Origin of the sequence: Ferrovum sp., from assembly GCF_027317285.1 — a bacterium.
Classification (GTDB): Bacteria; Pseudomonadota; Gammaproteobacteria; order Burkholderiales; family Ferrovaceae; genus Ferrovum.
The window spans coordinates 1-12,277 of the sequence record NZ_DAHVHV010000057.1; the positions used below are offsets into that span (position 1 = coordinate 1).

Annotated in this window: 13 protein-coding genes, 1 tRNA gene and 1 pseudogene; 5 read left to right on the forward strand and 10 right to left on the reverse strand. The window is 54.2% G+C overall.

Annotated elements, in window-relative coordinates; genetic code table 11:
- Positions 1–101: 101 nt before the first annotated feature.
- Together M6F29_RS10060 and M6F29_RS10065 are read right to left on the reverse strand one after the other, a co-directional pair.
- Positions 102–890, reverse strand: a complete 789-nt coding sequence (locus tag M6F29_RS10060) for a hypothetical protein (RefSeq protein WP_298159307.1) — start codon at positions 888–890, stop codon at positions 102–104.
- Positions 891–896: 6 nt separating this feature from the next.
- Entirely contained in the window at positions 897–1,799 is a 903-nt protein-coding gene (locus M6F29_RS10065) for a helix-turn-helix transcriptional regulator (RefSeq protein WP_298159310.1), read from the reverse strand.
- 89 nt (positions 1,800–1,888) lie between these two features.
- On the opposite strand from M6F29_RS10065, the gene mblB reads away from it, so the two are divergent.
- Positions 1,889–3,082: an anti-phage 6A-MBL system MBL-fold protein gene (gene mblB, locus M6F29_RS10070; RefSeq protein WP_298159313.1), complete on the forward strand. Its 1,194-nt coding sequence runs from the start codon at positions 1,889–1,891 to the stop codon at positions 3,080–3,082.
- On the forward strand, positions 3,079–5,331 hold the full coding sequence (gene cap2-3 / locus M6F29_RS10075; RefSeq protein ID WP_298159316.1) for an anti-phage 6A-MBL system cap2_3 protein: 2,253 nt from the start codon (positions 3,079–3,081) through the stop codon (positions 5,329–5,331). The genes mblB and cap2-3 overlap by 4 nt, the downstream gene beginning before the upstream one ends.
- A 338-nt stretch (positions 5,332–5,669) precedes the next feature.
- On the opposite strand, the gene M6F29_RS10080 is transcribed toward cap2-3, so the two are convergent.
- A complete protein-coding gene (locus M6F29_RS10080) occupies positions 5,670–6,551 on the reverse strand; it encodes a TIR domain-containing protein (protein ID WP_298159319.1) in 882 nt (293 codons plus the stop codon).
- Positions 6,552–6,911: 360 nt separating this feature from the next.
- Here M6F29_RS10080 and M6F29_RS10085 point away from each other — a divergent pair, with 360 nt between their 5' ends.
- Positions 6,912–7,058 carry a hypothetical protein gene (locus tag M6F29_RS10085; RefSeq protein WP_298159322.1) on the forward strand — a complete coding sequence of 49 codons (147 nt, stop codon included), beginning with the start codon at positions 6,912–6,914 and terminating at the stop codon, positions 7,056–7,058.
- Positions 7,059–7,215: 157 nt separating this feature from the next.
- On the opposite strand, the pseudogene M6F29_RS12380 reads toward M6F29_RS10085, so the two are convergent.
- The 5 genes and pseudogenes from M6F29_RS12380 to M6F29_RS10105 form a co-directional block, all read right to left on the reverse strand.
- A pseudogene (locus M6F29_RS12380) lies at positions 7,216–7,293 on the reverse strand (DUF4113 domain-containing protein); the annotation flags it as partial.
- 160 nt (positions 7,294–7,453) lie between these two features.
- A complete protein-coding gene (locus M6F29_RS10090; protein ID WP_298159325.1) occupies positions 7,454–7,609 on the reverse strand; it encodes a hypothetical protein in 156 nt (51 codons plus the stop codon).
- 173 nt (positions 7,610–7,782) lie between these two features.
- On the reverse strand, positions 7,783–8,448 hold the full coding sequence (locus M6F29_RS10095; protein ID WP_298159327.1) for an HD domain-containing protein: 666 nt from the start codon (positions 8,446–8,448) through the stop codon (positions 7,783–7,785).
- Positions 8,449–8,776: 328 nt separating this feature from the next.
- Positions 8,777–10,054 (reverse strand): Arm DNA-binding domain-containing protein, encoded by a 1,278-nt coding sequence (locus tag M6F29_RS10100; protein ID WP_298159330.1) that lies wholly within the window; start codon positions 10,052–10,054, stop codon positions 8,777–8,779.
- Positions 10,047–10,280, reverse strand: coding sequence for a hypothetical protein (locus tag M6F29_RS10105; RefSeq protein ID WP_298159333.1), 234 nt, complete (start codon positions 10,278–10,280; stop codon positions 10,047–10,049). The genes M6F29_RS10100 and M6F29_RS10105 overlap by 8 nt, the downstream gene beginning before the upstream one ends.
- 182 nt (positions 10,281–10,462) lie before the next feature.
- Between M6F29_RS10105 and M6F29_RS10110 the strand changes: the two genes are divergently transcribed.
- Positions 10,463–10,627, forward strand: coding sequence for a helix-turn-helix domain-containing protein (locus tag M6F29_RS10110; RefSeq protein ID WP_298159336.1), 165 nt, complete (start codon positions 10,463–10,465; stop codon positions 10,625–10,627).
- Positions 10,628–10,835: 208 nt separating this feature from the next.
- On the opposite strand, the gene M6F29_RS10115 is transcribed toward M6F29_RS10110, so the two are convergent.
- Positions 10,836–10,912 (reverse strand) — tRNA-Arg (locus M6F29_RS10115).
- Between the two features lie 217 nt (positions 10,913–11,129).
- Positions 11,130–11,546, reverse strand: a complete 417-nt coding sequence (locus M6F29_RS10120; RefSeq protein ID WP_298159338.1) for a DUF488 domain-containing protein — start codon at positions 11,544–11,546, stop codon at positions 11,130–11,132.
- 112 nt (positions 11,547–11,658) lie between these two features.
- Between M6F29_RS10120 and M6F29_RS10125 the strand changes: the two genes are divergently transcribed.
- A partial coding sequence (locus tag M6F29_RS10125) for a 3'-5' exonuclease (RefSeq protein ID WP_298159341.1) occupies positions 11,659–12,277 on the forward strand: 619 nt, incomplete at its 3' end.

Here is a 12,277-nt window from a genome sequence, read left to right on the forward strand (position 1 = left end):
TTCATGGCGAATGGAACTACAGGATTGATCCGAGTTTTGGCTAGAATTGCCACACTAATTTATTAACGATTCCTAAGTGCGCTTGTCGATTGGACGTGATCTTAATCTGCAGTCGGTTTTGGTGCTCTTTTCCGTGGGACAGACGAAGGCAATGACGGCAAGCACTCAAACAGGCGTTCTGCGTAGGCAAATCCCATCCGTCTGACCGCATCCTGATCGAAATACAGCAGCCAAGCGGCAAGTAATGCCAGCGAAACGATCAAACTCAAGCCTGCAGCAAGCCCCGGATCAGCAAAGTGCAGAGGGTCAAAATGTGGAGGCGCCACCTGCAGGACCTTTGCAATTAGTAATCCGTAGAGAATACCCAGGATGCAAGATAAGATGCCGACGGACTTCATCGCCAGCATATTGCGGTGGAATCCATAAGCGATGTTCTCTTTCAGCAAGAGCTGCTTGTTGGAGCGAGTGAGTTCGCGAAGCCGCCTGGTGGCCCCAACGTAGATGTCATCTGCCTTATCAGGGTTCGCTGATTCTTCTTCTGCCGTAGGCATGGCGATGCCAAGTTTGGTCGTGATCGCCGTGTGGTAGCGTTGCTTGCTGACACTATCGAGAAACTTGTCGCGATGGCGTAACACGACGGTTGTGGGCATGCCACCCCACTTTGCAACCAGGATCTCTTCAATTTTTTTCCCGCGCCCACGGGCCACGCTCGCAAGCGCATAAATGGCACCACAGCCGCCCAGTAGCCCGGCCACACCAGTAAGCACAGGATGCTTTGCACCATAAACGCACAGCAGCGGCACCAATATCGGCAAGGCCACAAGTAGTCCAGGAACAATGCGCGCTTTGCGCTCGTAGGGGTCCTTGATCAGCTCAAAAATTGTTGTCATATGAAGTCAGGCCTGTGCTGTCAAGGCATCGATGTAGGGTTGGATTTCATCGCGATTTTTCAGCGTGATCTGCTGCGCGAGAGGATCAGGTGCTTCCTTGGTATGCAAGCCCAAACGCCTCAGCGTGTAGTATAGAAACGCTAGGCGGCATGGAAGTTTGACCTCTCCGTCTTCCATGCCGTAATCCAGCTCCAAGACTCGTTTCTTAGCTGCGGGCAAATCGGGGTGCGGCGCAAGGACCAGCATCAGCACAGTATGCCAATGCGCATCCAGGCTGAAGTCCACTTGGCTCGGCTCGAAACCGTCGATGCGCAGGATTCGGGCGAGAACGAAATCGCTGAAGCGCTGGCGCTTGTGGCAAAACGCGCGCACATGCCAACGAAAACCGTCGTTGCCCAGAGCGTGCGGTGACAGCAGGCGAATCGATTCGTCTAAGGACGTCATGGACTGGTAGCTCACCCGAATAGCTTCCTTCTGCCGGATTGCCCGGACCACCGATTCGACGTTCTGTTCATTAATTGTGCGCCAGGGTGAAGGCGCCCAATCTGTCTCCGGCGCGGAGCCGATAAAGCTGGCAGCCGGCTCGGCAACTCCCATCTTGGTTGCAAGGAGCTCCGCTAGATAGCATTGCGCTGAGCTTCGTTGGTAAAGCGGGTGAAAACTCGGCGCTGCCGTGTAGGTCTTGGAACTGCGGTCGTAAGTCAGGTTGCTTGGTGCCAACTCGGTGTACTTGGCAATGTCCAGTGATGCCTGGGGAACCGATATACCGAAGTGCTCGGTGAGATCCATTCGATTCATGCGACGCTCCCAGCGCAAACGGAAATCGATGAATTGAAGTCTGCTCTCCAATCCCCAACTCAGCCCTTTGGACTCAGCAGGTTCGGCAGCAGTGATAGAGAACTCTTGCATCAGTAGCACCTAAAAAGTATACGGATATAAAAAATAGACGTATACTAACTATACGCGATCATCCTTCGCTTGTCTACCCGGAGACCCCAATGCCTACCACCATCACGTTTTTCCCCGTCGACAACGGGGACATGACTCTCATCAAGTTTGGCGACCTCGACGCAACGACGCTGCTGATCGACATAAACATTCGGCAGGACGCCGATAACCCCGGGAAGGACGTGCGCGACGTTGCCAAGGATCTGCGCAACCAGTTGAAAAAGGATGAGAACGGCAGGCCGTATGTCGATGCCTTCCTGTTGAGCCACCCGGACCAGGATCATTGCCGTGGTCTTACGCGGCATTTTTACCTGGGGCCGCTGGACAATTACCCGGATGACAAGAAGGAGGACAAGGACAAGAAAATCGTGATCCGCGAAATGTGGTCGTCCCCGATAGTGTTTCGACGCGCCAGCAAGACGCACACCTTGAGCGACGACGCCAAGGCATTCAACACGGAGGCGCGTCGGCGCGTACAACTGAACCGCGACAAGAATTTCGCTGTCGGGAACGGTGACCGCATTCAGATCATGGGCGAGGACATCGACGGAAAGACGGATGATCTCACCTCGATTGTGCGGAAGGTGGGCACGCGCTTCTCGACGATCAATGGCAAGAGTTCCGCATTTTTCTCCGCGTTTCTTTTGGCACCTCTAGATGCTCAGGGCGACGAAGAAGAGGAAGAATGCCTAGTCAAGAACCAGTCCAGTGTGATCGTGAACATCACATTGGCCGCTGATGCACAGACGCCGGATGGCGCGAAACTCCTTACTGGCGGCGATGCTGAGGCATTCATCTGGAACCGCCAGTGGCAACGCCACAAGGCCGATGCCGATGTGCTTGAGTACGACATCATGCAGGCACCGCATCATTGTTCCTGGCATTCGCTGTCCTATGACAGTTGGTCCGACTACGGCGACAAGGCCAAGCTCGATGCCGACGCCCGCAAGGCGCTTTCGCAGACGCGTGACGGCGCGGTCATCGTCGCTAGCTGCAAGCCGATTGCAGACGACGATAGTGATCCGCCCTGCATCCGCGCAAAACGTGAGTACGTGGCGATCGTGGACGAAGCAAAAGGCGAGTTCTACTGCACGGGCGAATACCCGAGCGAGAAGTCCGTGGAACCGCTCGTTTTCACCGTCACCGCCCAGGGCGTGCAGCCCCCCTCGAAGAAGGAGGCCGGATCGAAGGCCGCCGCGGTGGTGACCTCTGCGCGCACCCCTATGCCGCATGGAGCATCATGACGGGCACCATCACAAACGCACTACATCAACTTCAGCGGCATCGAGGCCTTGTCCGCGTTGGCGAGCCAAGGAAAAGCGGTGAATCGACGCTGATTGAAGTCGATGTTGCTGTTGAACTGCCAAGCAGGTCTCGGCGCAATGGTGTATCCGAGACCGGAGTGTGCTCGGTCGAGAAATGCGTTCTGGAATTCGGCAGTGACTGGCCCCTGTCCGCACCCGAGCCATTCTTGCGTGCGGACTTCCCGCTCAACTTGCCGCACATCAACCCCCACAGCGAAGGCAAGTTGGTCTCGCCTTGCCTGTTCGAGGGGTCGTTGGACGAGTTGCTGCATCGGTTTGGTCTGGACGCCATTGTCGATCAGTTGATCGATTGGCTGCACAAGGCTGCAGCTGGGACGTTGCTGGACCTCGAACAGGGGTGGGAGCCGACGCGCCGAGACAGTTGTCCTTCGACCATTGTATTCAGTGCCGAGAAGGTCGCGGCCGCCGCTCCCGTTGACGGCTCGATTTTGGTCGTTCCCGCAGACTACGTGACGATTGATGGCGGGCTATACGCCATCATCAATGCCGAACTGGTCGCACTAACCGATCCCGTGTTCTACCAGGATGCTCACAACAACAAGCTGGGTAAATGGGGAAATGGCCGTACCGCGGCCTTCATTGCACGGGCTCCAATGACCGACGGCCACCCGCATGTGGTCGGACGCTATCAGCCGGAGACGGTTGTCGATCTTGTGACGCTGCTCGATCGAGCAGCGGAACTCCGCATCGATCGCGACGCTTTGGCCCAGGGGTTGGATGGTTATTACGGACGCTCAATCCTGGATATGCAGCAGGACTCGAGCAGCTGGACGCATGGCTTGTACGCGATTGTGATTCTGACTGTGCAAAGGCCAGCGTCGCTTGTGGGCTCACCAGGGAGGAGTGTCGAGGTATTGCCCTATGTGGTGCGCTATGAACTCAACGCTCAATCGCTCCTGGAGCGAAACGCCACGGTCCACCCAGCCTTTCACGCGCATGCGTTGTCTCCCGAACTGCTAGCAAGGACGTCCGGCATTCCATCAGCGGCCACGTCGCAGCCGCTGGTCATGCTCGGCTGCGGAAGCGTGGGATCGAAAATCGCGATGCACTTGGGGCGAGCGGGTTTCGGTTCAATGACTTTCGTCGATAACGAATCCATGTCGCCTCACAACGCGGCGCGGCATGCACTCATTGAGCGGGCATCGTTGCTGCTCCCTCGGAAGTCGGCTCTGATGGAGACGGCCTTTGAGTTCCTATCGCATCTTCAATCGCGCGCGTTCGATACTGACGCAGTGACTCTTTTGGTCGATCCGGCACAGTTTGCTGCAACCGTTCCGCAGGATGCAGCCCTCATCGTGGACGCGACGGCCTCGCTTCAGGTGCTAGCCGCAGAAACACAATCGGCAGCGTTGGGCCAATCCTCTGCCCGGCTGGCACGGATCGCGATGTATGGCCAGGGGCGCTGTGTCGCGGTTTTGCTCGAAGGAGCTGGTCGCGCCGGTCGGGTTGACGACCTCACGGCATTCTTGTTCGAGTGCTGCCGGCTTGTGCCGGAACTGCGAGCGTCGATTGCCGGGGATACGACTGAGCCGACACGCATTTTTGTGGGCGACAACTGCCGTTCACTGACGATGCCAATGTCTGATGCCGTTGTTTCGCGGTCTGCGTCGCTGGCCGGGCTGCAACTGGAACGCTGGCTCGTTGACGGGCTTCCGAAGGAAGCGACGCTTTGCGCTGGGATATCGGATGCCGAAGGCCTCGGCATGGCATGGACCCGCGCCAGCCTTGGCCCGACCACTGTGCTCGATGTTGCAGACGACGGTGGTTGGAACATTCGGATTCTGAACCCGGTCGAGCAAGCGATCCATGCTGATGCGCTGCACTGGGGCGCTCTGGAAACAGGCGGTGCCTTGGTCGGCCGCATCTCGTTTGAGAATCGAACCATCACCATTGCGGGCCTTGTCGAAGCACCGCCTGACAGCGTTCGAGAGGCTGCCCGCTTCGTCCTCGGAACCAATGGGCTTGTTCAAAATTTGCGCGCTGCAAACGCGGCCTCTTTGGGGTATCTCGCGTTCATCGGCACCTGGCACAGCCACCCGAAAGGCGGCGCACATTCGGGCATAGACCGAAATACATTGCGAGGCATAGCCGAGGATGCTGGCGGCCTTCCCGCTGTGTCGTTGGTATGGACTCCGACAGGACTCATGTGTGCGGTGGATCGCTGGTAGGTGTAAAGCCGCCGGCATGAGTCGATGTGTTCATGATTCTGCTCCTGTCGGGAAATAAGGCGGATCGCCTCATTTCTCAACATAAGGAGCAGAGCCTTTCTGTCAATCACCCACAAGCTCCGGATCGGAGCCGCGCCTACCGCGCGAGCGGTTTAAGTCCTTCGACCCATAGTTGCCAGATGGCTGCGTGCTATGGCGGCGATTCAGTGTTGTGGATAGCCGCTATTCCCTTGAAGCCGGCAACGGGCGCCAGGGCGGCCGATTCATCGGAGATTTTCTACGTTCAAGGTAACCGGCGCTGCGCGGCCTTATCGCGCAGCGTCCGGTGGACCGCAGGGTTATGCATCGTTTTGCGGAAGCTCATTTAGCCGAACTCGCTCAACGATCATCCGTGCGGCTTGGACCGGGGAATGCTCTTCGAGGTCGACATAGCCGTCAATAGACATCGAACCGCTTACATCTGCACCATCAAAGCGCATGAACATGATCGCATGATCATTCTTGTTCTTGATAATGGTTCGAATGGCACGCCATTCCAAGCCGCACCACTCCTTACGCTCATAGTCCGCACAAAGAAAGACAACCACGAGGTCTGAGTTGTTCAGATAGATTCGCTGAAGTAGGGTGTCCAGATTTGGTCGTGCAAGTTGTGCGGTGAAGTCCTTGTCATAGAAGACCGCGCCCGGCCCGAGCCTCTTCTTTACGTCTGCAGCTACTGATGCAACATAGTCGCGCTTTTCACTAGGAAATGAGAGCGCGACCTTAAAGCGCATTTCCTCAACTCGACCAGGTGGGCGATCCACTCCGACATAACTCTGATCAACAAGGTTTGCGGCGGCCAGAATCTCGAAGAGATCTTCGTCTTTAACGGCCCAGTGCGTTCGTGACATTTCCCAGCTACCGATGTCGAGCTTTACAGCTAACGGCGCAAGAGCGCTAAAGGAAAAAGGGGCAACGGTCTCATCGAATTCGTATTCAATCAGAATGCTCCGTCCTCTCTCCCGGATTCTTCTGATGTAGCCGACCCGGACTGGCCCATCATCACCTTCGTAGGTGAACAAGGTGGGACACAGCTTCAGTTGCTCAATTGCCTCGGTCGTGAGTTTGGTAAACCTGGCCTTTACGCTTTCAGCCGTGTACTCGAGAAAACGGCTCCGGTCGTACTCGTAGGCATCGAGGTCCCAAGCTCCCTCAGCCGCAGTTACAAGAAGGTTGTACATAAGATTAGCGAGTTCGTAAGGACGGTGATTGACGATGCATAACGGTTAATATAGAGACCCATGGGTCCGGATGTTTTTTAATAAGGAGACAGGCGTTTATCGGATCTATCATATTTATTTTTATGTAGATGTTGGTCCGGCCGTCTCTTTAATTACATTATGCAAAAGGAGACAGAGGGCTTCCGAATTATACTCCTGGTTTTTTCCCTCAACTACTAGGAGACATTGGCATTTAAAAGTGGGACAATGATCCGTGAAAGTAATGTTGCGAGGTCTTCCTCGATAGTTGGGGGTTTTTGGTGAAAAATTTGAGAGGGTATCGTTACCTTGGTTTGTTCTGCATGGAAGTGGGAGGTGGAGATGATGAACGATGATTTTACGCTGGGGTGTATTGCCGCCATTATCAGTGCTTTTGTGGCTCTCATTATCAGTTTTTTCATGGTCAGATATTTGAATCGGCAGACACTTGAACGAAAACTTAAAAATGGGATTCACGGTTCCATTTGACACAGAAGTTATTGCGCGGAGCGCGAGAGGGTGTGTATCAGGGGTTAGATAATGGAACATCTGGGTTGAAGTGCAGATTGTGACAACTCTCTCATCCTTTGAGCAGATCTTGCAGCCACAAGGAAAGCACTAGAGCGGAAGGGGTGCGGTCAAGCGGTTACTGGGAATCTCCCCCCCGGTGGGTGGTGTAGTTCGGGGATTTGAAACCACGCCGCATGCGCCAACTGTTCTCGACAGTGTACCGTCTACCAGAATATTGCCATCAGAAACACCAACTCCGGGGCGGGGGCCGCCCTAGGCAGGTGATTTCTCTTTCATATCGCCATTGCAACGATAATCAAGATGGCTGGCAAGAGGAGCGTGATCCAGCAAGCCCAAAGGCTTGGTCGGTGACTTTATTGAGGATTTTCCAGACGCCGTTTGGCCAGTAAGTCATTTTCTCTTTTCTGACGGATCTGCTTGTTGAAATAACGCACCATCACCACGCTGATAATGAGCGCCAAAACCTCCAACGCAATAACTATGATTCCGCCTTTTTCAAATTCGTCCATGGTGCCCCCCATATTTCACACGACAATCCAATGGGTACATTGTAGCCCGATTGTCTGGCGCTGGTTATCAACCCGATACAGCTAGCCGCATATGCTTGCCGACTTGCCCGTCATACTGGCCAACCGTACCAGTGCTTTGCAGCGCCAGTCCATTCATTGATCACCAAAGTGTTTTACGCCTTCAATGGGATAGATTCCACCTGATAGGGTTTCCCGCCCTTAAGTTTCTCGTGGTAACTTCCCCATCCTGATCCCCTGGGGGCACACCGGCGCATCAGTTCATCCTGTCCCGTGAACTGGTCGAGGCCGGAAAGAAGAATGGCTTCCCGCATCCTCGGCCTGCGGATACCTAACCAGTCGGGAGCATGGGCATGGCAGGTGAGGCAGTGCAACAATGCCTCGTAATGCTCCCTTGGTAGATTGTGTACGGGGTGTGTGGCATACGCTGCCGCAATCCATTCCACCACCGTCACTTGGTGTCCCAGTAATTTTCCACGGTCCGTCAGGACCCAGTCTCCCTTGGGGGAGAGTTGGTATTCTTCTGCCTTACCTGCATCATGGAGCAACCCCACCAAGATAGCCAAGGCTTCTTTTCTGGGATCTGGTTCCTTGAGAGCAATCCGCATCATTTGAGCCAACTCGATGCTGTGAATCAGATTGCCGTTGTCGTAATTGTGATGGGCTTTCATGGAGGATGGCCCCATACAGAACCGTCGAAACCGCTCACCGTTCCAAAAAATTGCGTTGAACAGGAAGCGATATGGACGAGGCAATTCTTCCAGCAAAGTGATGGCTTTCTGGATCAAGGAGCGATCCTTGACCCATCCGGCGGGCACCATGCGGAACAGATTTTCCTCGGGCTCAGGACATTCCATCAGGACGAGCCTGGAGATCCGAATCGCACCGTTATCTGAGGTGGGGCATTGGTTCCATCTGGGGGATACCAGACAAAAGGGACGCAGTCTGGTATCCGGTTGACTTCGGGTCCATTCAACCTTGATAGATGCCTTGTCATGGTACAGGTGTGCCGTGTACCGTATGCACCGTTCCTCCTGCCGATGGGTAATCGAGGTCAGCCGAAAAATATAGGGCATCCCCTCGGTACATGGGGCAGTGACCCTATTGGTCATGAGGTTTTTGATTTCAGGGTACGGCAAAACATTGGAGTTATTCATGGCACACCTCGCCTTGGACGGTCTTGGTCTCGGAAGCAACAGGATTGGTCTGGGTGACGGCGGGCAGGTTTTGCATCAATAAGCGTTCGAAAGCACTGCCATCCTGCCGGGTCAGGTTGGGGACATAGCGGGAGTAGACACGGAATAACATTTCCGTGGTGGTATGCCCCATCTGCCGTGCGATCCATTCAGGGTTTTCTCCAGCGGCAAGCCATAGGGTGGCCGCAGTATGGCGACACTGGTAGGGTCGGCGCGGAGATAGCCCCAGATTCCTCAGCAGGGGTGCCCAAACCCGGTTGGTCACATTTTTGTTGTCCAAGGGTTTCCCCAGAGTGTTGCAAAACACATAAGGCGAAAGGTGTCTTGTTGACTTTTCTTGCGCCTTAAGGGCGTCTAGGACCACCTGTGACAATTGGATATCTCGCTGGGAACTATCGTTTTTCGTGTACTCTTCCTCCCCGTCCACGATGGTTTCCCTGACCATGATCACTCGTCGCTCAAAATCCACAAACTTCCATTTGAGACCATTGAGTTCGCCACTGCGTAGCCCTGTGAAAAATCTTACCGTGAAGTAATTCCTGTAATCAGCGCGAACATGATCCAGCAACAACCTGACCTGATCCAGTGTGAAAGGATCAACATCCGTCCGTTTCACCTTGAGTTGTTTGATATTCTGGAAAGGTGTGCGAAAATTGAACCGGTCGGCGGCTTCATTGACGACTTGCCTCAACAGATTTGTGATCTTGTTGATGCGTCGGTTGGACAGCGTAATGTTCTTTCCCCGTCCCTGGGCTTTGGCGAGATCAGCACGGTAGGAAAGAATGTCTGATTTGGTGATGTTGCCGACTTCCTTGTCGCCGAAAGAGGGAATAATCCGACTATTCAGGTCATATCGAATGCCTTTGCGGTGGCTGTTCCTCCATTCCACCTCCTTTTCCGCATACCATACATTGGCGAAGTCCATCAGGAGTGGGGTGTTCGAAGTTCCATTGCTTTCGGTCAACAGGCTGGATGATTGTGGTTGTGGACAAAGGGGGGCTGTTTGAGGCGTAGGATCAAATTTGAGCGCGTTTTTGCTGTTTGGGAAGTACCTGCGATACTCAAAGGCCCCTGATTTAATCTCCACCTCAATCCGGTCGAGCAGGGCTTTAACCTTTTTTCGGTTGGTCACATTATCCTTCAGAGCCGTCTGCTCACGGCACCGGACTCCTTTGTAATAGAAATCCAGGATAAGGCTGTTGCTTTCCTTGCGAATTTGAATACTAGCCATGGCACACCCCACCATCTGCCATGGGAATGCTGAAAGTGGATGCGCAGGATGCAATCATGTCCCGCTCAATGTTCTCCCAGATGTAGAGTATCTTGCGTCCTCCAAAGGGGCGGAAATAATGGATCCCTTCGATCAATACGCTGTCGATCAAACAGTCGCGAATGGTTCTTGGATCGTAGTGGATGCGCTCTGCTAGAGCGTCGGTGGTCAAATAAGTATTATTCATGTAAATCTCCTTGTGACTGATTAGTGACAACGGTCATTAAATTCGATCAACCGTGCATATATCTTAACACAACGAAATCACATTTGCAACTACTTCCGCACAGATGTTAATATTTAGACACAATGATTAGATTTCGGATAATGGAGTTGCTTGCTGAGAAGCAGTTTTCTGGAGGTCAGAGAGTGACCATCAGCGAACTGTCTGATGCCACGGGGATCAATCGCGGAACCCTTTCCAAGATGGTCAACCAAAAGGGGTACAGCACTGTAACGGGCAACATTGACCAACTTTGCAAGTTTTTCAATTGCAAGGTAGGCGACATCATGGAATTTATTCCAGAAGATTAATAACCACCCCATTGAAGGCTGAATGAGTGACTTTGACGCCGGAGGATTGTTCTTCCCGGTCACGGTGACTTTGGGTCAAAATAACAGCATTCTGGATTGCATACGACTGAACCTGGTCACGGCATAGTCACCGTTTGGTCACGAGATAGTCACGGGGAAAATTTATTGCTTTGCAACGACCTTTGGTCGCCTGACCCTGAGTCAGTTTTGGCGCGCTCGACAGGAATCGAACCTGTGACCCCTGGCTTCGGAAACCAGTACTCTATCCAACTGAGCTACGAGCGCGTACTTTGAAAGGCTACAAAATAGTCACAAAAACACAAAAGACACTTAGGGTCATTTTACCTTGCAGTTTCCGAATGACCCTCGGCTTCGGAAACCGATACTCTATCCAACTGAGCTACGAGCGCGTGGTGTGGTCAACCAGAACGCACTGATTTTAAACAGTGATTCTCGCATTCTACCACAAAACCGGTTGAAAGGCCTGGAGTTTGAGGGTGTTTCACCGCCCCCCGTGCCTATCCGGGTTCGTCTGCATCGGCGGACTGCCGGCGTCAACGGTGGCCAGGCCATTTCTTCCGCAGTGTTCCCGGATCACGAGCGCATGATTGTGCACCGCATCCTTTGCCCCATAGACGAGCGTCACGATGCCCCCCTTGTCCAGTTCCTGCTTCAGGCGCAGAATTTGTTCGCCGTTTTCGTTGAGTTCGGCGTGGTACCGTTCCCTGAACTCCTCCCATCGATGGGGGTCATGTCCAAACCATTTCCGGAGTTCCGTGCTGGGGGCAAGGTCCTTGAGCCACAGATCGATGCTGGCTTTCTCTTTGCTCAAGCCCCGCGGCCAGAGCCTGTCCACGAGAATGCGCCGCCCGTCCTGTCCGTCCGGCGGTTCATAGACCCTTTTGATTCTGAGGTTCATGACTTGAGCGGTTTTCGTCCTGGGAAAGAACCTGGGTTCAGGTTACCAAAGATCTGTCGAAGGGGGAATGCCCCCCGAGGAAATTTGGACAAATCCTCTCCACCATGAGAGCATGCGGACTTTAATCACTGCCCCGCCCCCTGCCATGATCACCAACCCCGAAACCCTGGTCCAGGCACTGTCCGACCACCCCGACTACCGGGTCCTGCGGCGCTTGAAAGCACGAACCCAACTCGCCCCCGCAACCGGTCACCCCCTGCATCGCGGGGTGATCGTGGATACGGAAACCACGGGGCTGGATGCCAGAAAAGACAAGATCATCGAAATTGGCATGATCGTCTTCGACTATGACCCGGTAACGGGCCAACCCATCCAGGTCAGGGAAACTTATGGCGGTCTGGAAAACCCCGGCTTCCCCCTGGGTCCTGAAACCGTTCGTCTGACCGGCATTACGGATGCCCTGGTTGCCGGTCAACGCTTCGATGATGCTGCGCTCACGGCATTATTGTCCGGCACCCAGTTGGTCATCGCCCACAATGCCGCTTTTGACCGGCCCTTTCTGGAAAAGCGTCTGCCCGTTTTCTCGGATCTGCCTTGGGGCTGCTCGATGATGGACATCGACTGGGAAGCCGAGGGCATCAGTTCCAGAAAACTGGATTACCTTGCCTTCCGGCAAGGCTTCTATTTCGATGCGCACCGTGCCGAGGAGGATTGTCAGGCGCTTCTGGAAA